Source organism: Stenotrophomonas sp. TWI1183 (assembly GCF_039673115.1).
GTDB lineage: Bacteria > Pseudomonadota > Gammaproteobacteria > Xanthomonadales > Xanthomonadaceae > Stenotrophomonas > Stenotrophomonas maltophilia_AA.
In genome coordinates this window covers 364,136-388,285 of record NZ_JBDJKZ010000001.1, presented here as the reverse complement: position 1 = coordinate 388,285, position 24,150 = coordinate 364,136, and the positions used below count along the sequence as shown (strand labels likewise).

The window sequence follows — 24,150 nt, the reverse complement described above, 5'->3', positions numbered from 1 at the left end:
CGACCCGCAATCGCTGTTTCATCCACCCGGAACGAACACCGCCCGAACGCAGCCGTCCTTCTTGTGCTTGAACAGATCGTAGCCGCGAACGGCGTCTTCCAACGGCATCCGGTGGGTGGCCATGAAGCGGGGCAGCAAGCTGCCCTGCTGCGCCAACGCCAGCAACCTCGGTAGGTAGCGCTGGCCGTGCTGCTGAGCGGTGCGTACCGTGATGCCCATATTCATCAACGTGCCCAGCGGGAACTTGTCCATCAGCCCATACACGCCCAGCACCGAGAGCGTTCCGCCTTTGCGACAGGCCATCACAGCTTCGCGTAACGCCTGGCCGCGGTCGGTGTGCAGGTGCAGGGCCTGCTTGACGCGGTCATAGGCATGGCCAAGCCCCTTACCATGCGCTTCCATTCCCACCGCGTCGATGCAGGCGTCGGGGCCACGGCCGCCAGTAAGCTCGCGTAGTGCATCCGGCACGCTGTCCACGGCGCTGTAGTCGATGATCTCGCTGCCCACGATGTCACGCGCCATGACCAGCCGTTCGGGCAGCCGATCAATTCCGATCACCCGTTCGGCGCCCATCAGGCGTGCGCTCTGCTGGGCCATCAACCCGGCCGCCCCACATCCCCACACCGCCACGATGTCCCCGGGCCGGATATCGCAGAAGTCCGCACCCATGAAGCCGGTGGGTCCGGCATCGGACAGGAACAGCGCGTCTTCGTCGCTGACCCCGTCGGGCACCGGGAAGCACCCGACATCCGCGTGGGGAACGCGGATATAGTCGGCGTGCGACCCCGCGTAGCCCCCAAACGCATGTGTGTAGCCAAAGATACCGGCGGTGGGATACCCAAGCGCGGGTTCCTGCAGGTGCCCGTTGGGGTTGGTGTTGTCGCACAGGGAATACTCGAGGCGCCCACAATGCCAACAACTGCCGCAGGATATGAAGGAGGGGACCACGACGCGTTGGCCCGGACGCACGTCCGTCACGGCCGGCCCGGTGTCTACCACGGTACCCATGAACTCGTGGCCGATGATGTCGCCTTCGCGCATGCCGGGGATGTAGCCGTCGATGAGATGCAGGTCAGAGCCGCAGGTGGTGCTCAGCCCGACCTTGATGATGGCGTCGCCTGGCGCAACCAACACCGGGTCCGGGGTGGTTTCCACGCGTAGCTCGTTGACGCCGTTCCAGCACAGCGCTCGCATCGGTAACTCCTGTTCGGCCTCAGCGTGCGGCCGGGTTGGACGTCAGGGAGGGGATCTCGCCACTTTCGAGCAGCGCGCGAAGCCGTCTCAGAATCTGACCGGCCAGCGCACCCGGCGGCGGATCAAGCAGCCGGGTCAACAGACCTTCGATCAGGCCGTCTGGCGCATAGCGGACGCGCAGCTCAACTTCGACCCCAGGGCGGTGCGCGCAGGGCCGCACCGCAAGTGAGATGGCAGCCTGAGCGCCATCATCTGTTTCAAGCACTTGTTGCACCAGCATGGTTGATGGTGCGTGCGTGCGCAGGCGAACAACCGGATGCCGGCCCAACGGCGCGGTCAGCCGCCACAGACTGGCCTCGCTGCCCAACTCGACGAGCTCGGCAGCGCCGGCAAACAACTGGCGCTGTACCTTTGGGTCGCACCATGCGGTCATGACCTGCGCCACGTCGGCCTGGATGGTCAGGGCGCGCATGATCAGAGCGGGGTCGGTCGCCTCGACGTTGCGCGGATCGGGAACATGCATGGCGTGCTCCGTAAGTGTCAGTCAGCCGCTGTCGCGTTGCCCGCCAGACGCTCGGCCCGCGCAAGGTGGTCGGCGACATGTGTGCGCGTTTCCTTGAGGAACGTGCGCAGATCGGCCTGCGTGGCGGCCGGGATGATCACGGTGTCCAGCGTGTCCAGTGCCTTGCGATGATCTGTCACCATGGCGCTGAGGTAGGCGGCATCGAAGGCAGCGCCTTGTTGCCTGGCCAGCGTCGCCGCCTCGGCCTGCGCTTCGGCGGCCTTTGCCTGTGCCGGGGCGCTACGCTTGTCAGGCTGCCAAGCCTCCAGCGCGCGCTGGTTCTGCGTGTGTTCCTGGATCATGGTCTGGGCGTACTGGCGGGTGGCTGCGTTCTGACCGCGGGCAAGCGCGAGCTGCCCGGCGTTGACCTCTGCCTGGTTGATGGCGGCCAAGACGCCCAATGCTTGGCGCTGGCGCAGCTCGCCCGATGGGTTGGCGCCGGTTGTGGCGTGGGTGGACGTGCGTTCTGCAGGGCGTGGACTCGGGGCGCTCTGTGCATTCAGCGCACCGGCGACCACCAAGCCGAGAACGACGGAGGTAACGCGCAGGCGGACGGTGTAGGACATGGCACATTCCCATCGATGAGGAGTGTGGATCCTGCCGCGACAGGCGCCAAGGCCATGAGACGCTCCCGTGTTCGTGCAGGTAGAAGCCGTCGACGTCATCGTCACGGGCGGTTCACCGCGCCGCCTGCGTCAAATTCAAGTGATGGACAGGGGCGGTGGGATTCGCATGAGCACGACGCCAAGCACAGCAGGTGATCGCAGGCCGATCGCTACAGTGCGCTTTTCCGGCAGGAGAAAAGGCGAATGACCCACCATGCCCCCCGCGTCCACACTGAAGCGGCCGCCATAGACCGACTGAAAGCACTGCAGCTGCAGCTGGGTGGCGAGATCGTCGCCGAACTTCACCTGCGCACCGGTGAGGTGATCGTGGCGACGGTACCGGAGCGACCGACCGTGCAGCAGTTTCTTGATGCAGACGGGAACGAGGGCACCAATGGGGTGGTGCGGCTGGACACCGGCGATGCGGGTGTTCACTTGATCTGGCTCGATGAGGTGGACCATGTGGTCCGCCTGGGTTCCTGTTAGGAGGATGAGGATGCGCAGACCACCCACCCCGGCGGAGACGCCCGGCGGCAAGCCGAAGGATCCGGATCGGATCAATATCAATGAGGAATGGGAGCTTCGGTTCTGGGCCCGGGAGCTTGGCCTGAGCGAAGATCAGCTCAAGCAAGCCGTGGAGGAGGTAGGCGTACTGACGACCGAGCTGCGCAGGTACCGGCCGCCGCATTGAGCCATGTACGACCGCGTCGACATCGACCATATGCTCGAAGAGCTGGAAGTGCTTCTTCCGGTGTGGTCTACACGGTACCCCGAAGCAGAGTTCGTCGCCATGCTCGCTACTGCCTCGGACTACATCTGCCGGGGTGCAGACGCGGAAGCGCGCACGTACGCGCTACAGCGGCTGGGCGTGCTTGTTCCGGGGAGCGGCTTCGCCGCATGGGCGTCGCGTTACGGCAACGACACGGGTCGGAACCCAACATAACGCCCCGGCCAGCGGGGCAGAATTGCCTCAATTACGGCCTGAGAATGTTGACGCCGTCTTGGCGCGTGCTGAGTGTACTTTTCCGTCATTGTTCCAGAGGAGAACGGCAATGGCCGCAACAAAAGAAACTCCGTCGGTTCCCAAGGTGTTGAGGATCGAAGCGATGCTGCTGGACTTCGGCGAAGCCGCCGTTGTGATCGAGTTGGAGGCCGAGCCGCCCAGGCGATGGTTCAAGGCACTCAAACGCGAAATGGTTTACGCAGCGGGCCTGGAGACTGCATCGGCGAAGTTCGACGGCTGCTTCGTCTACATCGTGGGGTTGGATTCGTCCCTCGGGAGCGCTGTTCGCTGTGCCAGCCGATTGCTTGCAGCGGTGCAGGACGGCTGGGAGCACAGAGGCGTCACTTCACCGGAGACATCGCATTTGACTGCGGACGGCGCTCGCCCTTCAGCCTCTTGCACGCAGACACCGCTTCGCGCGATGGGCTCAAATGAGGCGGTGGACATGCGTGCGACGGACGGCCGCTCCGTGTCCACACCATCAATATTCGTTTGAAGAGGGCCGGCGTTTTGCCCATACGAAATTGAGCCAATCGCGGACCTTCATTGTACGCCCGAGCGTGCCCCAGCGCGGAGAACCCGTAGATGCTTCAGAGTGCAGGGGCATGCGCAACGCGTGCGGTCTGCATCTATCAGCTGTTCAGGCCCGGATTACTGTTGTGGTGCATCCGGGGAGGCGAGGCCCCCGACCGACCGCCGAGAAAACTCAACGAACCGAGCCGCCGAAATAGCCTGACGGCTCCCGCACGCAGGACACTCCAGCACCGCGCCTCCTCCCGGTATGTTCACAAGGCTGGGCGGGGCGTCGGCCTGAGTGACGTGGTGGCAGGAAAGACATTCAGCCTGAACACGGACCACTCTGGACTCCTTGTCCGAACCTGGCCGCGCTGGGTGCACGTTTACTTCAAACAGATAGAACCGCCCTGTGTTTGGCATGCTCGAACGTTCGCGTCAAGGGGCCCGTGGGTCAATAGGCGCGGGCCTGAGCCTGGGTTTCATCATAGGCGACCGCGACAGGAGGAGCCAAGGGGCTGGTGCTCCCGCCCGGCTTCTTTGCTCCGGGCTTGGGACGAGCGGAAAAAGCACATCCATGCCCAGCCCAAGCCCCACCAGGCTGCTACCTGGTTTCGATCACCAAGGCTTGGCGAGATAGAGGAACCACGGGACGGACCCGTATCGGCCCTGCAGGAGCGGGCTGCGCAGTTGCCTTGAAAGGCGGGTGAGCAGCCGTGAGCCGGGCATTGCTGACCGCGTGATGGGACCCACATTGCACACAGCGAAAAAGCGCGCCACCTGGAAGCTCGATCAGGGAGGCTGTGGTCGAGGCAGTGGTCGTTCTGCACTGGCCACACTCAACCGTCAACGACAGTATGCGTGCCACATCGCCGGACGAAGCAAAACTCGCTTCAAAGGAGCGAACGACGAACGATGAGGTTGGCATCAGGCCTCCTGAACAAGGGAACGGTCAGAGCATGTCCGGCCACCCGTGACGGGGCTGTGGTGGCAGATTCTCGTGTCCGCTGCCCAAGCGGACGTCGTCCCGTTCGGAAGACCCGGGACCACCGACGGAGGACCCCACTGCAGGGGTCTCATCTCCGACGTTCTTTCGGTGTGGTGCCCCCGGCAGCCCATTTTGTGATGAGGGCAGCACTGCCGACGGCAATGGCGTCTTCCACGGCTCCTGTGCTGCTTTGGCCGTAGCGGGCGATTGCTCGCATGCGCAGGTTGAAGGTCACGTAGGCCATACCAACGGCGGCGCCGGCACCGAGAAGCGCGCCAAGCTTTCGCTGCCGATGGGGAGCGAGCGCCGCGCCTGCAATGAGCCCGGTAGCGACGCGCGCAACCATGCCTGCCGGAACGATGCGGTCGGGGGCCGATTTCATCTTGTCACCAACGAGCTCTCCGCCTGCCAATGCGAGCATGCCTGCGGAGGCGAGCTTGTCGGCCAGAAGACGAGGGGCACCATTATCGGCGGGCAAGTCACCGCTCCGCGCGGCGTTGGTCACTGCGGCCAAAGGGGTCATCGCGCGCATTCCCGCGACGGCTCCCATCAAAATCGAATGGATCAAGGCCATCTGGCTCTCCTGAATGGGGTGGAATCGCGGAGCCGGCTCTTAGGGCTTTGCCGGACGCTCGTAATCTTCCGGTTTGGCGGTGTGTTCCGCCTCAGGCATGTCCTTGTCTTTCCACGTGGCGTCATCGTTCCGGAGCTTGTCCGGGGTGTGCGCCTTGTCCTGGTCATCCACGCCGGCGCCGGGATTGAGGGGAAGTTTGCTCATGGGGCGCTCCGTGGTGGTGTCGCCCTCTATGCTGCTACCTCCGCCATGAGAACGGCGTTTGGGCGGGCTCCACATTTTCACCACGCTGCCGTCACCGCCTAGCCACGTCGACGCGCCCTCACCTCGGGAGTGCGCTGGTGCCAGTGCTGCGACTTTTCGGGAGGTCGGCGGCTTCATACCGCAGGTCACAGGCGAGGATGTGGCGCCGATTTGGGCACTTCAGCTCTCGCGAGCGAGCAGTGCTTAGCGAGCTCGCTTGGATGTTGGCATTGACACCGGCATGCCGGTTTACGAGGGCTATACGATCGAACGGGGCAGGTTCAACGGAACCATCTACTGGGCCGAGACCCAACTGGACCAGGACGATCACTCGCATCTAATTGATCCGGATGCCGAGCTTCAGGCTGTGATGCGCCACCAGTAGGGCCTCGCCGCCGAGCTACTGGAAGAGGCCTGTCGCACGTTCGGCTTGGGGCTGGTGATCAGTGTCCGCTTCTGGCCGGAAGCGGCTTGCCGGTGGCTATATGGAACAGCACGTACTGGTCCTAGCGCGGACCGCCACGGTAATGAGGCCGGAAGGAGGCTGGCCCCGCAGTCCTGCCTCACCCATAGTTAGGTAGTACGTAATCACTCCATGCCTGCATCATTGGTCGACGCTGTTCCAGCAGGTCGGTGCGGTGGTAAGCCGCTTCCACTTGACTCTTAACAGTATGGGCCAGCGCACGTTCTGCAAGATCTCTGGCGTAGCCATGCTCGCTGCACCAATCTCGGAAACTGGAGCGAAAACCGTGTGCGGTGGCCACTCGACCATTTGAGTCGCTGGGAGCCTCTAGTCGCCGCAACAGCGCCGTCAGGGTCATATCAGACATTACGGTTCTCGCGCGAACAGACGGGAAGGGCAGCTGATGGTGCTGGCCGAACTGCTGTTGGAGCAGAAGCAGCGCTTGCCTTGAGAGGGGTACTCGATGTGCTTGTTTCGCCTTCATCCGGCTAGCCGGAATTGTCCAGACTGCGCCCTGGAGATCCACCTCATCCCAAGTCATCCCGCGGACCTCCCCGGAACGGGCGGCAGTGAGAATAAGAAAGAGCATCGCTCGCCTTGTGACGTCCAGATCCGCAGCGCAGTCAAGCTCTGAGGCCGCAAACGCTGGCAGTGACTGCCATGGCATGGCTGGCTGGTGCTCCCGCCGGATGCTTATGCTCGCCTGTCCAGGAAGAAGGTGCCCCACTACGTCGACGGGGTTCGCGTTGTTGAAGCCATGGGCCCATCCCCATGCCATCACAGCATGAATCCGCTGCCTGACCCTCGAAGCTGTCTCCGCCTTCTCCAGCCAGATAGGTCTTAGTACGTCGGCCACATGACGCGGACTGAGCTGATCGATCTGGATTGCGCCGATCTTGGGAAAGGCATATTCAGTTAACGTGTTGATCCATTGCTGAGCGTGTTTGGCGTTCTTCCAGCCGGGCCTCAGCTCTTCGTGTACTTGGATAGCAGCCTCTTGGAAGGTTGGGACTACTCGTCTCTGTTCCTGAGCCTCCTTCTCAGTCAGCGGGTCTTGCCCGTTTGCGATCTGCTCACGCATCTCGCGGCCGATCTTTGCAGCCGTGGCGATTCCCACAGCGGGGTAGGCGCCCAGCCCGGCATTGCGTCGCTTGCCGCTAACGGGGCTTACGTAGCGGAGTACCCACTTGCCGCTGCCTTTTTGCTTCTTCGAGGGGAGCAGGGTCAGACCGGTTACGCCTCCGTGGGGAACCGGTCGGCTACCGGGGGTAATGCCTCTGGCCTTGAGATCTGTCAGGAGTGCCATGAGGCCCTTGGGTGGTTTCAGTATGCCATTGAGTATGCCATTTGTAGGCCGCTGTGAACGCACGTGCGTGGATGGTGCTGGATGCCATGCGAGCGCAAGGTGTTGACGCGGAGGGATAAATGACCGGTTCGAAGTCCTTCCTGGACTGCTGTGGACCAATACATGGACGTCACTCTCTCCGCCAACTGCTATATACGTCGTTGATGTAATTGAACTTATTTCGGATATCTGATTCTTTCGGTGGGACACAAATCGGAGCACATCTCCCGAATGCGCATCCCCGATCACCTTATCCGCAACCCTTCCGGCACCTACGCGTTTTGTCCTCGCGCGCCCAGCGACTTGCAGTCCGTCCTTCGTCGCAAGCTCATCAAGCAAACGCTTCGAGCATCGAATTTGGTTTCAGCCAGGTTGCGCGCGATTATCGTGGCATCGGGCTACGCTCATGCCTACGATCTGCTGAGGGACCAGCGCCACCCGGCCATGGATCAGCGCGACAATCGGCAGTGGGACCATCAGGACGAAGCCAATTACCGGCTGTAGTGAAAGTCCCCAAGCGACAAATGCAATGCGCTATCCGCGATCGATCAACGGCTGGGTTGGTGCCTCGTCAACACCGCTGGTTTTCTGGCGAGTGCCCGCAGCTTTTCCCAAACTCTTTTGTGAACACCCATCCATGTCCTTCCAAATAGAGTTGACCTTGCTCCCAGTGATACGTTGAACGTACGGGTCTTCTTCTGGGCGGATCGGTGAGACCGCTGACTAGGCGGCGCCACTCAGCACGAGCCTGTCGAGCGTTGGTCTTGGGCAACTGAGTGATGCCAAGAAATATGGTTCCTGTGTAACACTCGTCCCATCTGAATCGGCGGGGTCACGGAGCGAGGCATGCCCAGGAACAAGTTAGTACCTGAGAGGCTCTACAAATATCGAAGTTTTAGCAACTGGACGCTTTCGATGCTCGTCGATGACGTAGTCCACTACGCCGATCCTCGAACGTTCAATGATCCGCTGGACACGAAGCCGCACCTTGCAGCAGACATCCAGGACGCTGAGCTTGAAGCGATCCTTTCGCAGCTAATCAAGGAGCGAACGGACGCGGAGATGAGGGCGGCGGCGCGCACCATTCTCTACAAGGGACCCAAAACGATTGAGCATATCGCGCGACACAGTAAGCGCGCGGCCATGCTGCGGCTTCGGCACATCCGTTACTACGCCACGGATCCCGAAATCACAGATGGCAATGCTCTTCAGAGATTTCTCTGCCAAGACATTGAACTGGAGTTGTTGCGTAGGTACACCAAGGGAGTTTTCTCTATGGCAGAGCAATCCATCTGTCCGTTGATGTGGAGCCACTATGGTGATCAGCATCGCGGCATTTGCCTTGGTTACTCGGTTCCTGAATCAGGCGCTGATGTCTACAAAATTCGATATGGCGGCAGTAGAGCTGTCCAGGCAAGCGAAGTCGCTGCGATGTTGCAAGGTGACAAAGCTGCCAAGCGAAAGGTAGATGAGGCCGTGCTCCTTCGAAAAGCGCCACCTTGGCGTTACGAGCGGGAATGGCGACTGATCGGCCCCCAGGGCCGTCAGCCGTCGCCCTTGGAGCTTGAAGAGATCATTTTTGGCGTGCGCTGTGATCCCGCCGTCGTCTACGCGGTCATAGCATCACTCGAACGGCGCGATCGGCCGGTTGGCTTCTATGCAATCCACGAGCAGATGGACACCTTCACGCTAGACAAGAAGCCCATTGACTTGGCTGAAATTGCATCATCTCGACCGAATCGAAGCCTTAGTATTCTTGAGGATCTTGATGGCTTTTTAGACGAACCCTCTGGCAACAGCTGACCGCTTGCAATACCGAATGGGTCTCCTCATAGACTTTGACGACGTCAATGTGGCTGCGCGCTTTTGGTGTGGTGGACGGCGGTGACGCAAAAATCATTTATGTTTCTGGCATGCGTGTCATGGCGAAATGCCACGAGGGGCTATGTGGGCGCGGTTCGTTCGTTTCAATGGAGTGGTGGAAAATCAGCCAATATTTTAAACCATGGCATACCACTATGTAGACTTGCAGCGGGGTTGGCGGTTCTGATGATCTTTGAAAGTTTCTCAACTTGGTGTTGCGATTTCCTGAAAATAGACTCGATTGGGCGTGCCTAGAAGGCCGGCTCGCTGGATCACTACCAACTGTGTCCCAAGGGCAAATAGCTGAGAGCCGCCCAGTAGGGTTGTCGGTGGAAAGGATCAGTCGTGCGCCGCTCATGGATTTTGGCAGCGCATCGTTGGTAAGATTTTAGATCAACAAAGACAGGGGGGCTGTTTTCATGTCGTCAAAGAGTATCGCCACGGCGGAGCAGGGGCTATTGCCGTTGTCTCTCTCGGGCCTTTCCGTGCCCGCCGTGATACGGAGCGATAGGCTTCCATTTGATGCCACCCGGCTGTCAGAAGCACTGAAATATCAAGTGCACGTCGCCATGGACTACTGTCATACCTTAAAGCCTGATGACGTCCTCTGGATCGAGGTCTTTGGCGATGTGACGGTCGAAGGACGAGAACAAGTTGAGGTCAAGGACTATAGCGCTGATCTGACTGACGGTCACGAGAACCTGTGGAAGACGCTCAACAACTGGCTGAATCCTGGATTTCGGCAGGAGAGCTATGTTTCTTTGGTACTGCTTACGACGCAAAAGTTTGGCAGTCGCGCTTCGTTGAAGGGTTGGAAAGATCTGGACGCAGATCAGCGTCTAAGTGCTTTGGAGAAGATCCATCAAGACGCTGAGAAACGATTTGCGGAACGGGCCGACTCCAAACAGGGTGACCCGGCGCTGGGGGCGAGGCTTGATCCGAGCAATGGCAAGGAAGTACGAATTGCTGAGAGCTTGAAGCTTCAGAGGCGCGTTATGGCCTCAGGCGTCAGAACGACCTTGAAGCAGGTCCTGGGTAAGGTGAAGTTGGTCACGGAGCAGCCGGATTTGCTTGGGTTGATTAATCGATACAAGACGCTGTACCTAAGAGCTATTCTGCCTGGTCGACAAGACGAGTTCTTGGATGATCTTTTCGGATTCATGACCAATGCAAGGAAGATGACATCGGGGTGGAGCTTCACGGGTGCTCAGTTCACGTCGAAGCTCATAGAGCTCAACAAGCGATACTCGGTTGGAAACGTTAAATTTCCGCGCCTTGATGTCGGACAAATCACAATGGAGGCGCAAGGCGAGCATCTGCGGGAAAGGCTTTTTGTGAAGAAGCTTGTTGAGATTGGTGGCGATGACGAACTGGTTCTTGAGGCTACTGTTGATCTTCTCTGTGCGGAGAAGATCATCTCCGAGCTGCTAAGAGACCTCGATACGTCCGCCGAAGACATCGATGATTACAGCGGCAATCAGCTGCGGATGCATCGAGCGTCTCGCTCTGCGTTGCTTCGCAGCAGCAATCCTGCATTGTCTCATGCTGAGCGTCAGCAGGCTTCGTGCTCGTTCTACGACAGTCGATGTGCTTTACCGGCGGACCGGTTCGGCAGCTTTGATTCTACACCGGTGGGATTTCGCAACGGCATATACCACATGCTTGCTGATCAGGCCAATCTGCCCCCGTTGCGTGACTTCCAATGGAGGCTTTGGGAGTGACATCTAGTCCAGTTGAGCATCTCCACACGCTTCAACGATCCCCCTTCGCATTAGCCCCGGTCATTCATCAGTTCTACGACGGCGCGCCGCCTCGCGACCGAGACCTGTTGCTTAGCTACTTGGTCCTGCCAATGGTCCTATACCCAACTATGCAAAAATACCTCCTCGGCGCCACGAAGCGAAGTAATGTGCGAACGCTTTGCAATGATCAGTCCAGGCTTGTTGGTCTTGTGCACAACACCGGGCGGTTCAAGGCATTGACCCATTCCGCGCTACTGGTTCTAACGGCCGAACGAAGTATCGAGATTACTGACGCGCTAACGGTGAAGTCCGTTGGGAAAGTGCGCGGGGTCAATGCGGTTGAGAAGCATCTGCGTGCGGCTGAGAAGCTATCCATAGTTTTTGCCGAGGCGGATGTCGTATCCATTTACAGGATGTTGGGATTTAAGTCACTATGAAATGCTTTGTCCGCTATATCGGCGTTGTTGACACCACCGGTAATCTTCATGAAGTGAGATTCGAGCAAGGACTTAACATCATTACCGGCAAGTCCTCGACGGGCAAGAGTGCAATTCTCGAGATCTTCGACTACTGCCTTGGCAGTAGTGAGGATACGATACCGGTTGGGATCATCACGGAAAGGGCAGAAACGTTTTTCGTGGTCTGGCAGTTCCCTGGATATTTTTTGGTAACGGCAAGAAAGAAGAAGTCAAATCGGTGTTTTTTGCTTGAGCAGCAAGGTGCGGATCCTGATGCGCTTCTTGAGCTGATCAAACATCCGACGTCATTCTTCGCTGAAAAACATTTCATGCACTTGCCTGATTATATCAAGAGCGTTGGTCGCTACTTCGGCGTCACGCTGGAGAACATCGATGAGGATCCGCACTTGAAACTTGCCGGGATGAGGAAAGTCGCTACCCCTTCGGTGCGCAGCTTCTCTTCGTTCATGCTTCAACATCAAAATCTCGTCGCCAACAAGCATGCGATCTTCTATCGGTTCGACGAGAAGGAAAAGCGCGAACAAGCCATCAACCATTTTAAGATTTTTATGGGCCTGGTTGATGAGGCCTACTTCGATCTCGTTAAAGAACAAGAGGCAGCGAAGTATGAGCTAAAGAGGATCGAGGCTCAGATACCAAAGCAAGCCCAGCGCAAGGCAACGGCGATCCGTAGGTACGCCGATCTGTTGGCCCAGTTCAAGATGTTGGCCGGAGTGGACTTGACGGAAGCCACGGCAGAGCAGATATATGTGCATCCCTTGGAGTTTCTTAAACAGATCTCCGGGCGTCAGGTCAGAATTGATGTGCTGTCAAACGAAATCGAGTTTAAAAGAGGTGCGCTGAATCGCAGGCGTGGTGACGCCCTTCTTGAAAAACGCCAGCTGCAAGGTCAGCTCAGGCTTGTGTCAGAAGCGGTTGGTTCGGCTACTCAGTTTAGCGTCGACATGAAGACAGACAGACTGCCTCAGTCAACCGAGCTCTTTGAGGCCCATTGCCCGGTGTGCGACTCGCACACTTTGGCCCCGGCGGCTGAGGCGAATAAGCTCGTAGATGCGATTGACTGGCTAAACGGTCAGCTTGGAATTTCGAGCTACGCGCGAGAGAGCTTTGCCGCAGAAGGGCGCAAAGTTCAAGAGAAAATTGATCTCATTGACGATCAGCTTCGCTCGATCCTTGCTGAAATAAGGCCGATCGACGAAGAACTGAGTAGACTCACCTCGTCGAGATCCATTGACGAGCAGGCCACCAAATCTAAGCTGTTGCTTGAGATCGCTATCCAGGATCAGTTGGAGAATCCTGAGTCCGAGCTTTTGACGCATTCAAGGAGATTGCGTGATGAGATCAGTCGATTGGCTTACTTGTTGGCAGAGTACAGCGCTGATCGTCGGCTCGCAGCATTGAGTCAAAGCATCGATGCCAAATTGGCTGAGTATGGCGATCTTTTCAGCTTCGAAGAAACGTATAGGCCGTCGAAACTTCGCTTTAGCATCGAGACCTTCGAGCTTTGGTATCAGCAAGACGAACTCAATCGGGTCTATCTGCGTTCTATGGGAAGTGGAGCAAATTGGCTCTATTCCCACTTGGCGCTGTTCTTGGCGTTGCATTATCAGTTTGCAGCGGAGTCGAAGTGCAAGATCCCCCCAGTCCTGTTCTTAGATCAACCGACTCAGGTCTACTTCCCGGCTGCTTTGGATGACGCCGAGGATTTCAGTCCCGAGGATCTGGCTAAGCATTCCAAGCGCGAGAACAGAGTTGATGAAGATATGAGTGCAGTGAACAACATGTTTACCCAACTTGCCCTGTTCTGTGACCAGACCGCAAGGGACACTGGGGTTATGCCGCAGATCATTGTGTCGGATCACGCCGACAAGCTGACCCTTGGAGAGGGCTACGACTTCAAGAGCTTCGTTCGCGCCACGTGGCGGACAAGGGGATTTATTGCCGAGAACGCAGCAGCACCGTATAGCAGCGATGGAGGGCCGGTAGGCCTCTCTTGATGGGGCAGGGTGCCCCATACAGGCCGCTGCATGCCCAAAAGGCTGGCCCCCATCCAACGGTCACGTTGCTTGTTGCGCCATGGCAGGCGTATTCTTCCGGGACACTCACCAGGACACAGTCCGGTTTGAGTTCTGTGGGCAGATCAAGGGTTTAGGAGTGGGAACGTTTTGTCCCGCTCTCTCCGCCAGATACGCAAAGCGCCTCGGAAGGGGCGTTTTGCGTATCTGGCCGAGAGAAAAGGGTGCCGACGCCCATTGACGACGCTCAGGCCGCTTGAGCGACTGACCAAACTGCCTCCTATGACGATGCCACGCGGTGTCCCCGCCGAGTCGCCCCAGGCGAGTGCCCCATGACACGCTTATACGCCCGACTGAAAGCAGCCTGCGACGCGTAGCCAAGACGCTCTGCCACCACTTCGATGGAGATGTTTTGGTGGCTCAGCCATTGGCTGGCCAACTGCATACGCAGCTCAGTCACGTAGCGCAGGGGAGCGGTTCCGATGACAGTCTGAAACCGGTCTGCAAAGACAGACCGTGAGATGTTGGATTCCGCAGCCATCGCTTCGACGGTCCACTCACGCCCAGGGTCCCTGTGCAGCGCAAGCAAGGACAGCGATAGACGAGGGTCGCGCATCGCAATGACCAGGCCGGATGCGCCGTCGCAACCGCGCTCGACCCAGTCACGAACGATCATGGCGGCGACTGCATCCGCCAGCCGGGCGAGTATGCCTGCATAGCCAATGCGTCCGGAGCACACCTCGCGCTTCATCGCGTCGACCATCGGCAACAGCCCAGTGAACGGAGTGGCGTTGCCATCGGCCAACATCACCGCCGGCATCACCTTGCTCAACCCTTGCATGCCACCCAGATCGAACACCATGCATCCGTGGAAAAGCACAGCGCTTGGTACGGCATGGGTGCTCGGGCATGTGTCTATCCCGCTCACCGCGTCGCCCAGTGGGGCGGCGTCTATCGTTTCCAGACACTGGACAGGATGGTCCTCGCCCGACAGCAACGCGTGGCCTTCTCCGCGGGGAAGAAGCACGACATCCCCGGCGGAGAGAAGGTGTTGGCTGCCGTCCGCGCCACGAAGAATCGCATTGCCCACTGCCAGGTAATGGAAGTAGGCATGGCCTGGCTTCGGCGGAAATCCAAGCCCAAAGGTCGGCCCGGTCTGGATGCGTCGGTATTGAACGCCATTTAGTCGCATGCCGGTCAGCAGCTCGCTGATCAGGTCGGAGGACTGGGACGGGTGTGGAGCGTGGCTCACTGAGGCGGTCCGGGGCTTCGATCAAAAATACAGGCTGAACAATCATAGATCATCCTGGCCTGGCTCCCTAGACTCTCGGCTGCACGAATGCACTGGGATCTGTGATGAGCAATAACGTAGTGGATGCCGCGAACGCGCCTGATTCTGTGGACAGGGGTAGGGGGGAGCCGTCTTCATCGGCATGGGTGGCCGTGTTTTCGCTGGCCATGGGTGTCTTTGGGCTGCTCACGGCGGAGTATCTGCCTGCCAGCCTGTTGACGCCGATGGCGGCGGACCTGGGGGTGTCGGAGGCGCTGGCCGGTCAAGCCGTGACGGTCACGGCGGTTGTGGCCCTCTTCGCTGGCCTGCTTGTCCCTCGGCTGACCCGTTCGATGGACCGGCGCCTGGTGCTGTTGAGTTTCACGGCGCTGATGATCCTCTCCAACGCCTTGGTGGCGTTGTCGTCCAGCATGGGCGTGCTGCTGGTGATGCGCGTCCTGCTGGGCGTCGCGCTGGGCGGTTTCTGGAGCATGGCGGCGGCCGTGGCCATGCGGTTGGTGCCGCCCCAGCGCGTGCCTCGCGCGCTGTCCATCATCTTCAGCGGGATTGCGGTCGGCACGGTGGTGTCCGTTCCGTTGGGGAGCTACCTCGGCGGGCTGCTGGGCTGGCGCAGTGCTTTCTGGGCGGCGACAGCGGTGGGTGGACTCACGTTTGCGTTCCAGTGGTTCACGCTGCCCCGAATGGCTCCGCGCAGGGCGGCGCTCCCGGAGTCGGTGGTGGGTCTCTTGCGCCGGCCGGGGGTTGCGGTCGGAATGCTCGGCTGCGTTCTGGCGCACACCGGTCAGTACTCGCTCTTCACTTACATCCGCCCCACGTTGGAGAGCGTGGGGCAGATGAGCGCTGATGGCCTGGCGCTGATCCTGCTTGGATTCGGCGTGGCGAACTTTGTCGGCACACTCCTGGCCGGCTGGCTCATGGAGCGCAGTCTGAAAGTCACGTTGGTGATCATGCCTGCCTTGGTGGGTGCAGCCGCGCTCGGCATGGTCCTGTTGCCGGTGGGCGTTGGCGGGCTGTCGATCCTGGTCGCGCTCTGGGGTCTGGCCTTCGGTGGCGTGCCCGTTGCCTGGTCGAGCTGGGTCGCGCGTGCAGTGCCCGACCAGGCCGAGAGTGCCGGCGGGATGGTGGTCGCTGCCGTGCAGTCCTCCATCGCAGCGGGGGCCGCCTTGGGCGGTCTGGTGTTCGGGCTGGGGGGCATCGTGGCAGTCCTCACCGTGGCTGCGGCGGTGATGCTCCTCGCCAGCCTGCTCATCGCGTTCCGGGTCAGGGTGAGCCCGCCGACGTTCTCGGCAGGTCCGGCGTTGCATATTTAGGCGGCCACACCAGGAATGCGCATCGGGAGTGAAGGACTGTCGATGTAGTCGGCGTCCTGTCTCCGCTTCCGCTAAAGTGCTCGGCCCTGTTTTAACTGGCGCTCGCTCCCGGGCGTGCACTTGAAGGACGTTGTTGTTGATGGTGGTGAAAGGTCTGGTGGTATTGCTTGTGGTTTTTGCTTCGGTTCCTGGTGTGGCAGCAGAGCTGGTCGGCCGCGCGACGGTCACGGACGGGGACACTCTCACCGTGGCGAAGCAGCGCATCCGCCTGTGGGGCATCGACGCTCCGGAAAGCGCGCAGCAATGCACCGCCCAAGATGGGCGCAGTTGGCCCTGTGGGCGTCGGTCAGCCGCCGCGCTGGACGGCTATCTGCTGGAAAAAACCGTTCGTTGCCAGCCCAAGGACACCGACCGCTACGGCCGGGTGGTGGCGGAGTGCTTTGTTAAAGGTACGTCGGTCAATCGGTGGATGGTGCGCTCCGGTTGGGCGGTCGCGTATCGCCAGTATGCGACGGCTTTCATCGCAGACGAAGTCGACGCGCACCAGCACCAGCGGAACCTCTGGCAAGGGCCGTTCCAGATGCCAGCAGATTACCGTCGCAGCAAGCGTGAGCAGACGGCACGACACGCCCCGGTAGCCGCGCAGCCGGCGCCGGGCGGATGCCGCATCAAGGGCAACATCTCCCGCCAAGGCAAGAAGATCTACCACGTGCCCGGCCAGCGGGACTACGAGCGCACGAGCATCGACACGAACCACGGCGAGCGTATGTTCTGCAGCCCTGCGGATGCACTGCGAGCAGGGTGGCAGCCGGCGAAGCGCTGAGGTTCTCAAGGCCTCCCATGCAGGCGGCGGCGCAGCGCCCCGGCTGCCGCCGCGATGGCCATCGCAGGCACCGACAGCACCAGTGCGTACACCAGTCCGGCCAGCAACAACGGGCCAACGCCCGACATCACGGCCACCACCGGCACCTGCAGCGCCATGAGCAACAGTCCCCATAGCCACGCCTTGCGGGGAAAGCAGGCGCCTAGAACGGCGGCGATACCCAGTGCGATGGGATAGACGACGGTCCAGAACGCAGGCGCGTCCCAGGGCTCGCCGCCTGGTGTCCGCCAGGCCACCAGTACCCAGAACACCACGCCGACCTTCAGCGTGACAGCGCTGGCTGCAAGGGAATTTTCCGTTATCCGCATCGTTGGTCTCCCGCACGATCATGCAGGATGCCACTGTCGCGTTGGCGGTGTGTGACCCGCGCCGGCATGGCCACGCGTGCAGTGGGAGCATGGCATCGCACCCCGGATTGGCTTCGCGGTTTTGACGCATCTGGCCTTGCATTTCAGGGTACGTTGAACGTAATTTACGTTCAGCGTAGGTCCGGGTCATGCTTGCTGGCATGACCCGCACGCCTACCTCGATCCGCGCTGTCTTCGCCCGCCGCCTCCGGACGTGTCGGGTCGAGCAGGGCCTGTCTCAACGCGCGTTGGGGGTGCTTGTGGGGTTGCCAGAAGACGTAGCGGGCGTTCGCATCAACCGGTACGAGCGGGCCGTGCACAATTGCGATATCGAGACGGCTCAGAAGATCGCGGGTGTCTTGGGTGTCTCCGTTGCCTACCTGTACGCGGAGACAGACGACCTTGCAGAGCTCATCCACGAGTTCAGCAGGATGTCCGCCAAGGAGCAGGAGGCACTTCTTTCAAATGTCCGGCGTAAGGCGAAGTGAGGAAGTTCTTCCTACTCTTCATGGAACAGAGCTGAGCGGCCAAGGATGAAGAATTCCTACCAAGAGGCACTGCGGCTGCCGCAACAGGACGTTCAACGGCTTCTCGGGAAATGCCTACTGCGTATCCAGCAATACGAGTGGTTGCTGAAGAAGCTCGTTGCTCACCACAGAGTTGCGGGGCCTGCGTCTCGTATCGCCCGACTGCAGGCAGACCGCATTGACGAGGCATCTACGAAGACGCTGGGAATGTTGGTGCGCGACTTGTTGGGCTCTTATATCGTTCCCGATCTCGGCATTGATGCTGAGGAGGACGATGCTGCTTGTGATGACGTGGCGACAGTCAGCCTGTACTTCCGGCTCAACACATCGCCGCAGGACTATGCCGGCATCCAGAAGGATCTGGCTGATCTGGTGCAACTCCGAAATCGCCTTGCGCATCACTTCATAGAGGACTATGACCTAGGGACGCTGGAAGGGTGTCTTGCAGCCTCAAGCGCGCTCGAGGCGAGCTACGGGTTCATCGACAGGCACGTTGATCAGCTTCACGCCTGGGCAGACGGCATGGAGAAGGTGCGCTGCCTCATGGCGGAGCATGTTCAATCGGACGCGTTTGAACAATTCATGATCAACGGTATCGGCTTGGATGGAACGATCCACTGGGCTATATCAGGCGCCGTTCGCGTGCTTCGCGACGTCCTGCCAGAGCTTGCCGAAGATGGCTGGGCGCCCGTGAACGCCGCAGGACGCGCCATCCATGCCCGCGATCCTGGCCAGGTGCCGGAGAAGTATGGATGCCGAAGCTGGAAACATGTCCTGCATGCGTCAGGTCTGTTCGATCTTCAGTACCGCGACATCGGTGGCCAGCGCGTGGGTTTCTACCGGGAGCGGATTGCCAAACGTCCTTAGTCAGATCGACTTGAGGAGGCAGCGCAGGGAGGCACTGCATGCCATATCGCGCAACGTGGTGAGGCCCAATCCTGCACTCCGGCGATGATACTGCGGCAGCCTACCTGACCTGCTTACCGTACATCTCCGCCAGCATCGCCTTGTACGCCGCCAACGGCAGCAATCCCACCGCACGTCGCCGTGCATCCAAAGCCTTCAAATCCTCGGTAGGCCGAAGCTCCATGACCCCGTCCCCAGCCTCCGCAAACTGGGTCCCGTAGCGCTGCGGCTTCCCCTGCGCCAGCAAGACCCGATCGGTCAGCAGTGCCATGTCCGCAGGGTCGGCATCACCCGCCTCGCTGGCCTTCTGCATCAACGCCAACGCCTGCGCCTGGAACGCGGGGTCATGGTCGGCATGCTGCACGATCAGCCACGCCGCCTTGGCGCCATCGCGGCCGACGCGCGTCATGCCGGGCCAGCCCTTCTCGGCGATCACGGCTTTCAGCCAAGTTGCATTCGCTTCGCTCACCGGAGTTGTTTGCCGCCATGCATCGCCACCGCCTGCCGCGATGGCGGCATGTTGCGCCGCCTGATCCTTCGCCTCGCGTGCGAGCAACGCCTGCCGCAGCGGCGCATCGCGCAGCGCATCGTGTTTCTTCTCTTCGGCCATCACCCGCTGCAGCACCGCCGGCCACGCGGGATCGGCACGCAGCGCATCCAGGCCGGGGCGTTCTTTCGTGCGCAGATCGTCCAGCGGCAGGCGACCGCTGGCGAGCAGCGCGTCGATGTACGCGAAAGCCGCTGCATGATCGCCCGCTGCCGCCGTGCACTCGACCAACAACAGTTCGCCGCCCTCGGGGAACGGGATGCCCTGCCGGTGCAGGTCACTCAAGGTGCTGCTGCACGCGGCATAGTCGTTGTTTCCATACTGGTCCACCGCCGTGAAGAAGCTGGGCGGCTCAGCTGCGACGGTGCCCGCTGCAAGGAGGGCGAAGGTGAGTGTTGCCGCGCGGGCCACAGGGTGGGGGCGTATCAACCTTGAACGCATCGCAGTTCTTCCATGAAGGGCGTACAGGAAACGTAGCCGCTACCTGCCAGGGAATTCAAGCCCTCGTCCCGCCGCCTGGGTCATGCGTCCGGTTGCATGAGGTCTGGGTCACGCGCGCCAAAGCGATTCGATCCCGGCGTGGGAGGAAGCAGCATCAACGGGAAGAACACGAACACGCCCAACGGCACGAGGACGAGAAGCGCCAGCCAACCGGATTCGTCGATATCGTGAAGCCGCCGGATCGTGACGGCGATCAGGGGGATCACGAGCACAGTGGCCAGCAGCGCCGCCAGCACCATGCCCGTGATGACCCATGCGGCACTGTAGGTCCACATCATCAAGGCGTAGCAAACGCCAAGCGCGCTGAAGGCAAGCAGCGCGAACGCCCAGAATTCCCTGCGGCTGGCGCGCCCGGAGAACGTGCTGTAGCGCCTCAGCGGGAGAATTGCCAGTGCGATGCCGCGGGTCATGCCCGGCCGGCGGAGAGGTGTGGTGGAAAAGATCGATGTCATGCGGGCTTCATCCAAATGGCCTGTCGGCGACACGGCATCGCGGAGATACGTGCTGTCGCTTGCCTTGGGGACGGATTGTGCGACGCCCAGGGCGGTGCTTGCCCGGTTGTATAGCATGGTGAATTCCAGTGCCTGCTGAACTGCCCTGCGGTGGTAGGGGCGCCTCGGTGTCCGGCTCGATGGCGCGCTGTGATGCAGGGGCTCACACGCTGTACGCGCGGCGTTGATCCCGCCTCACGCACTCTGGCGCATTCGTCACTCTGCGAGATCGCAGGACAGCGCCATGGCCGATCTGGCTCCTGATCGTTTGGATGTGATCATCATCGGCGGCAGCTACGCCGGCATGTCCGCAGCGCTGCAGCTGGTCCGCGCCCGGCGCAAGGTGTTGATCATCGACGGGGGAAAACCGCGCAACCGGAATGCGCGCGTCGCCCATGGGTTCCTCGGCAGGGAAGGCCTGCCGCCGGCGGACATTGCCTCCCAGGCCCGCGACGAACTGCTGCGCTATCCCACCCTGACGTGGCTCACCGATACAGCGGTGTCGGCACAGGTGATCGATGATGGCGGGAGCTTCCAGGTCACGGTCGAAGAGGGCCAGACCTTCGTGGCGGATCGAGTGATCCTGGCCCACGGGGTGACCGACGACCTGCCCGACATCGATGGCATCGGCGAACGCTGGGGCCGGAGCGTTTTTCATTGCCCGTACTGCCACGGCTACGAGGTGTTCGAAGGGCGCATCGGTGTGATTGGCTGCGCGAAGGATGGTGGCGCGGCCCAGGCCCTGTTGCTCTGCGACTGGGGTCGGATCACGCTGTTCTGCAGCGAGGCATCCGCCAGGATCGATGCGGAGCAGCATGCACGGCTGGAGGAGTGCGGCGTCGTGATCGAATCGGCGCGGGTGACGCGCGTGGAAGACACCGCCACGGTGGTGCTCGCCGATGGGCGGCGGGTGGAGGTGGATGCGCTCTTCATCTCGCCGCATTCGCGGCTGTCCACGGATCTCGCCGGGCAGCTGGGCTGCGAATTGAAGGATGGCGGCTGCATCACCACCGATTCGGCCAAACAGACCACGGTGCCGGGCGTGTTTGCCTGCGGCGATGCGGCCCGGATGGCGGGCAGCATCGCGTTGGCAGTGGGCGAGGGCGCGCTGGCAGGTGTAGCGGTGCACCACTCGCTGATGGGGTTGCTGGAATAACAGGCTAGCCTCCCACTGCTCTCTGCCCGGGTCGGGCCAGAGAGCGGTGGGGTCAAGACTCAGCGGCGAGCGTCATCCCGCGCCTTTCCCACGTCGCTTTGGACTTCGCCAACACCCTTCTGGATCTTGCCTTCCACTTCCTTCGTCTTGTCGCCGGTGACCTTGCCCACGACTTCCTTTACGGTGCCCTTGACCTGGTTCTTGGCGCCTTCAGTGCGATTCTTGTCCATGGTTGACTCCACGATTGGTTAGAGAGAGGGCCCGTGTTGCTGGGCATCTCCACCCTGACGGGAAGGCGGTGGCGCGAAGGTGAAATCCGCCGCGGCCCCGGAATCCGTTCAAGCGCCGGAAAGGTTGACGCTCACGCGCGCTGCACGTCATTCATCCGCATCCCGCTCGTCCCCCCCATCGTCTTCCCATTCCTGTGGCTCGGCGGTTCCTGCCGCGGCATCCGGATCGACAGGTTCCAGCAGCGTGTAATCGTCACGCGCGGGATCGCGGAAGGCACGGCTCACGGGATGCGCCTCCAAGGCCGGCCTGGACGCTCGGGCACTCAACGCCGCAGGCATCTTGAAGGCACCGCTGAGCCAGTCAAGCGCCGTACCCGCATCGATGAAGATCGGTCCATCCGGGGTCAGTGGCGCAGGGATCGCGGTGTTGGGGCCGGTCAACACGGTGAAGCTGTCCAGCTGCTGGCCGTCGTCGCCTTCCCAGTGCTCCCAGAGACCTGCCGCCAGCAGGGCCAGGCCATCGCTGCGCTGCACGAACAGCGGCCACGGCGGTCGGCGCTGCCGGTCCCATTTGTAATAGCCGCTCAGGGGCAGCACGCACGGGCGCTGCGCCCACGCCTGCGCGTAGATGCGGCTGCGCGGCGCGCGATCCAGGCGGGCGGTGACAGTCGTGTAGGGCGTGGCCGGTTCCTTGGACCAGCGCGGCACCAGGCCCCACACCATGTCGGCCACCGCGATCGAACCATCGTGGTCACGCGCGAGCACGGTCGCGGTGCCGCCCTTGCCGATGTTGTAGTGGTCCGGCGCGGTCGCCACCGCGCGTGCCAATGCGGCGGGAAGCCCGTCGGGCAGGGAGGCGGTATCGGCGATGGCTTGGGCGAATCGACGCATGCGTGGTGAAGTGTCCAGTGTGCTCAGCTTTCGGGATGCCGCTCCCCGAGCGCCGCACGTCGTGCCTGGAACACCTCCGGCGTCTGTGGCTTGACGAACAACGCCACCAGCTCGGGGTACTCGGCCTTCACCGCCTTCTCGATCCGCGTGATGCACGCCTCGATCTGCGGCGTGGTGCGATCATCTTCGAATTCCGCACTCAGCATCGCCACGACCTGGTCCGGGCCCATCTGCATCGTGGTCACGCCATTGGCGCGGCGCAGATCGGCATCGGAGCTGGCCACGGCGAGGATGCGCTTGGCCACGCTCGGGTGCGCCGGCTCACCCACCAGCAGGCCTTTGGTTTCGCGGGCGAGCAGGAAGGCGGTGACGGCCAGCACGCCGGCGATGCACAGCGAGGCCACGCCATCCAGGATCGGCATCTCCAGCAGCTGCGCGGCGAGCAGGCCGACCAGCGCGAAGCCCAGGCCGAGCAGGGCGGCGCTGTCTTCCAGCAGCACGGTGAACGTGGAGGGATCCTTGCTGCGGCGGAAGGCTTCGAAGTAGCCCAGCGAACCCTTGGTGGCGCGGAACTCGCGCAGCGCGATCCACCACGAGGTGCCCTCGAACACGATCGAGACGCCGAGCACGATGTAGCTGACCAGATGGTTGGTGGCCGGCTCGGGATTGCGGATGTGCTGGATGCCTTCGTAGGCCGATACACCGGCGCCGGCCGCGAACACCAGCAGTGCCACGATGAAGCTCCAGAAGTACAGCTCGCGCCCGTAGCCGAAGGGATGCAGGGTGTCCGGCTTCTGCTCCGCCCGGCGCAGGCCATACAACAGCAGGAGCTCGTTGATAGTGTCCACCAGGGAGTGGACGCCCTCGCTGAGCATGGCCGAACTGCCGGAGATGCCGGCGGCGACGAACTTGGCGATGGCGATGGCGAGGTTGCCGGCGAGGGCGGCATAGATGACGAGACGGGAGCCAGTCGGCTTGGCCATGGCGGTCGGCGGGAGCGGGGAGGGTGCGCGCATCATCGCGGACGGCGCGTCCCGGGCGCGTGCACGACGCCAGGAGCAGCGGGCGACCGTGCCCGCTGCGCTCACAGCAGCGACCGCACCGAACTCACCAGCTGCTTGAGCGTGAAGGGCTTGCGCAGCAGTTTGATGTCGTCGCCGCGGAAATCGGGACGGGCACCCGCAGCCCCGGCGTAGCCGGTCACCAGCAGGATGGGCATGGCCGGGTGCAGCGTGGTGGCGATGGTGGCCAGGTCGCGGCCATCCATGCCGGGCAGGCCGACGTCCGATACCAGCAGATCGAAGGGGCCGTCGCGCTTGAGGCATCCCAGTGCGGTTTCAGCGTCGGCGACATCGAGGACATCGAAGCCGTCGTCGCTGAGGATGTCCTTGGTCATCTCCCGGATGGGTGCGTCGTCTTCAACCAGCAGGACGCGGCATCGCGGGTGGGTACGGGCAGCACTCATTGCGGGTGGAGATCCT

General features: G+C 61.4%; 27 protein-coding genes. 13 read left to right on the top strand and 14 right to left on the bottom strand.

Features of this window, described 5'->3' with window-relative positions; genetic code table 11:
- Positions 1-18: 18 nt before the first annotated feature.
- From ABE434_RS01845 to ABE434_RS01835, 3 genes are read right to left on the bottom strand one after another with little or no spacing between them, the layout of a single operon-like run.
- Positions 19-1,194, bottom strand: a complete 1,176-nt coding sequence (locus ABE434_RS01845; RefSeq protein ID WP_346477597.1) for a zinc-dependent alcohol dehydrogenase — start codon at positions 1,192-1,194, stop codon at positions 19-21.
- Between the two features lie 19 nt (positions 1,195-1,213).
- On the bottom strand, positions 1,214-1,717 hold the full coding sequence (locus ABE434_RS01840) for a hypothetical protein (RefSeq protein WP_346477596.1): 504 nt from the start codon (positions 1,715-1,717) through the stop codon (positions 1,214-1,216).
- A 17-nt stretch (positions 1,718-1,734) separates the two neighbouring features.
- Positions 1,735-2,322, bottom strand: a complete 588-nt coding sequence (locus tag ABE434_RS01835; RefSeq protein ID WP_346477595.1) for a DUF4142 domain-containing protein — start codon at positions 2,320-2,322, stop codon at positions 1,735-1,737.
- A 243-nt stretch (positions 2,323-2,565) separates the two neighbouring features.
- Between ABE434_RS01835 and ABE434_RS01830 the strand changes: the two genes are divergently transcribed.
- The 4 genes from ABE434_RS01830 (at position 2,566) to ABE434_RS01815 (ending at position 3,860) form a co-directional block, all read left to right on the top strand.
- Positions 2,566-2,847: a DUF3247 family protein gene (locus ABE434_RS01830; RefSeq protein ID WP_346477593.1), complete on the top strand. Its 282-nt coding sequence runs from the start codon at positions 2,566-2,568 to the stop codon at positions 2,845-2,847.
- A gap of 10 nt (positions 2,848-2,857) precedes the next feature.
- Positions 2,858-3,052: a DUF3606 domain-containing protein gene (locus ABE434_RS01825; RefSeq protein ID WP_181406109.1), complete on the top strand. Its 195-nt coding sequence runs from the start codon at positions 2,858-2,860 to the stop codon at positions 3,050-3,052.
- A gap of 3 nt (positions 3,053-3,055) precedes the next feature.
- Positions 3,056-3,304, top strand: a complete 249-nt coding sequence (locus ABE434_RS01820) for a hypothetical protein (protein WP_346477592.1) — start codon at positions 3,056-3,058, stop codon at positions 3,302-3,304.
- A 109-nt stretch (positions 3,305-3,413) separates the two neighbouring features.
- Positions 3,414-3,860, top strand: coding sequence for a hypothetical protein (locus ABE434_RS01815; protein ID WP_346477591.1), 447 nt, complete (start codon positions 3,414-3,416; stop codon positions 3,858-3,860).
- Between the two features lie 1,093 nt (positions 3,861-4,953).
- Here ABE434_RS01815 and ABE434_RS01810 read toward each other — a convergent pair.
- From ABE434_RS01810 to ABE434_RS01800, 3 genes are all read right to left on the bottom strand, one after another.
- Entirely contained in the window at positions 4,954-5,439 is a 486-nt protein-coding gene (locus ABE434_RS01810) for a DUF4126 domain-containing protein (protein WP_346477590.1), read from the bottom strand.
- Positions 5,440-5,478: 39 nt separating this feature from the next.
- On the bottom strand, positions 5,479-5,643 hold the full coding sequence (locus ABE434_RS01805) for a hypothetical protein (RefSeq protein ID WP_346477589.1): 165 nt from the start codon (positions 5,641-5,643) through the stop codon (positions 5,479-5,481).
- Positions 5,644-6,245: 602 nt separating this feature from the next.
- The gene (locus tag ABE434_RS01800; RefSeq protein WP_346477588.1) at positions 6,246-7,451 is read right to left on the bottom strand and encodes a tyrosine-type recombinase/integrase; all 1,206 of its coding nucleotides are present in this window, start codon (positions 7,449-7,451) and stop codon (positions 6,246-6,248) included.
- Positions 7,452-7,721: 270 nt separating this feature from the next.
- Here ABE434_RS01800 and ABE434_RS01795 point away from each other — a divergent pair, with 270 nt between their 5' ends.
- From ABE434_RS01795 to ABE434_RS01780, 4 genes are all read left to right on the top strand, one after another.
- Positions 7,722-7,994 carry a DUF6538 domain-containing protein gene (locus tag ABE434_RS01795; RefSeq protein ID WP_346477587.1) on the top strand — a complete coding sequence of 91 codons (273 nt, stop codon included), beginning with the start codon at positions 7,722-7,724 and terminating at the stop codon, positions 7,992-7,994.
- A gap of 342 nt (positions 7,995-8,336) precedes the next feature.
- The gene (locus ABE434_RS01790; RefSeq protein WP_346477586.1) at positions 8,337-9,293 is read left to right on the top strand and encodes a DUF2971 domain-containing protein; all 957 of its coding nucleotides are present in this window, start codon (positions 8,337-8,339) and stop codon (positions 9,291-9,293) included.
- Positions 9,294-9,772: 479 nt separating this feature from the next.
- Entirely contained in the window at positions 9,773-11,074 is a 1,302-nt protein-coding gene (locus ABE434_RS01785; RefSeq protein WP_346477585.1) for a hypothetical protein, read from the top strand.
- Between the two features lie 454 nt (positions 11,075-11,528).
- Positions 11,529-13,571, top strand: a complete 2,043-nt coding sequence (locus ABE434_RS01780) for a DUF3732 domain-containing protein (protein ID WP_346477584.1) — start codon at positions 11,529-11,531, stop codon at positions 13,569-13,571.
- A gap of 298 nt (positions 13,572-13,869) precedes the next feature.
- On the opposite strand, the gene ABE434_RS01775 is transcribed toward ABE434_RS01780, so the two are convergent.
- A complete protein-coding gene (locus ABE434_RS01775) occupies positions 13,870-14,841 on the bottom strand; it encodes an AraC family transcriptional regulator (protein ID WP_346477583.1) in 972 nt (323 codons plus the stop codon).
- Positions 14,842-14,945: 104 nt separating this feature from the next.
- Here ABE434_RS01775 and ABE434_RS01770 point away from each other — a divergent pair, with 104 nt between their 5' ends.
- A complete protein-coding gene (locus ABE434_RS01770; RefSeq protein ID WP_346477582.1) occupies positions 14,946-16,190 on the top strand; it encodes an MFS transporter in 1,245 nt (414 codons plus the stop codon).
- 139 nt (positions 16,191-16,329) lie between these two features.
- Positions 16,330-17,013: a thermonuclease family protein gene (locus tag ABE434_RS01765; RefSeq protein WP_346477691.1), complete on the top strand. Its 684-nt coding sequence runs from the start codon at positions 16,330-16,332 to the stop codon at positions 17,011-17,013.
- 5 nt (positions 17,014-17,018) lie between these two features.
- On the opposite strand, the gene ABE434_RS01760 is transcribed toward ABE434_RS01765, so the two are convergent.
- Positions 17,019-17,381 carry a hypothetical protein gene (locus ABE434_RS01760; RefSeq protein WP_346477581.1) on the bottom strand — a complete coding sequence of 121 codons (363 nt, stop codon included), beginning with the start codon at positions 17,379-17,381 and terminating at the stop codon, positions 17,019-17,021.
- 200 nt (positions 17,382-17,581) lie between these two features.
- On the opposite strand from ABE434_RS01760, the gene ABE434_RS01755 reads away from it, so the two are divergent.
- Together ABE434_RS01755 and ABE434_RS01750 are read left to right on the top strand one after the other, a co-directional pair.
- Positions 17,582-17,908, top strand: a complete 327-nt coding sequence (locus tag ABE434_RS01755) for a helix-turn-helix transcriptional regulator (RefSeq protein WP_346477580.1) — start codon at positions 17,582-17,584, stop codon at positions 17,906-17,908.
- A gap of 45 nt (positions 17,909-17,953) precedes the next feature.
- Positions 17,954-18,814: an OST-HTH/LOTUS domain-containing protein gene (locus ABE434_RS01750; protein WP_346477579.1), complete on the top strand. Its 861-nt coding sequence runs from the start codon at positions 17,954-17,956 to the stop codon at positions 18,812-18,814.
- Between the two features lie 100 nt (positions 18,815-18,914).
- Here the strand turns inward: ABE434_RS01750 and ABE434_RS01745 are convergent, their stop codons facing one another.
- Positions 18,915-19,841: a DUF6624 domain-containing protein gene (locus tag ABE434_RS01745; protein ID WP_346477578.1), complete on the bottom strand. Its 927-nt coding sequence runs from the start codon at positions 19,839-19,841 to the stop codon at positions 18,915-18,917.
- A gap of 80 nt (positions 19,842-19,921) precedes the next feature.
- Positions 19,922-20,470 (bottom strand): DUF805 domain-containing protein, encoded by a 549-nt coding sequence (locus tag ABE434_RS01740; RefSeq protein ID WP_346477577.1) that lies wholly within the window; start codon positions 20,468-20,470, stop codon positions 19,922-19,924.
- Between the two features lie 166 nt (positions 20,471-20,636).
- On the opposite strand from ABE434_RS01740, the gene ABE434_RS01735 reads away from it, so the two are divergent.
- Entirely contained in the window at positions 20,637-21,548 is a 912-nt protein-coding gene (locus tag ABE434_RS01735; RefSeq protein WP_346477576.1) for an NAD(P)/FAD-dependent oxidoreductase, read from the top strand.
- Between the two features lie 59 nt (positions 21,549-21,607).
- On the opposite strand, the gene ABE434_RS01730 is transcribed toward ABE434_RS01735, so the two are convergent.
- From ABE434_RS01730 to ABE434_RS01715, 4 genes are all read right to left on the bottom strand, one after another.
- Positions 21,608-21,778 carry a CsbD family protein gene (locus tag ABE434_RS01730; RefSeq protein ID WP_019184192.1) on the bottom strand — a complete coding sequence of 57 codons (171 nt, stop codon included), beginning with the start codon at positions 21,776-21,778 and terminating at the stop codon, positions 21,608-21,610.
- Positions 21,779-21,925: 147 nt separating this feature from the next.
- Positions 21,926-22,669: an SOS response-associated peptidase family protein gene (locus tag ABE434_RS01725; protein ID WP_346477575.1), complete on the bottom strand. Its 744-nt coding sequence runs from the start codon at positions 22,667-22,669 to the stop codon at positions 21,926-21,928.
- A gap of 23 nt (positions 22,670-22,692) precedes the next feature.
- On the bottom strand, positions 22,693-23,652 hold the full coding sequence (locus ABE434_RS01720; protein WP_346477574.1) for a cation diffusion facilitator family transporter: 960 nt from the start codon (positions 23,650-23,652) through the stop codon (positions 22,693-22,695).
- 101 nt (positions 23,653-23,753) lie between these two features.
- Positions 23,754-24,134 (bottom strand): response regulator, encoded by a 381-nt coding sequence (locus ABE434_RS01715; protein WP_179458622.1) that lies wholly within the window; start codon positions 24,132-24,134, stop codon positions 23,754-23,756.
- Between the last annotated feature and the right edge of the window lie 16 nt (positions 24,135-24,150).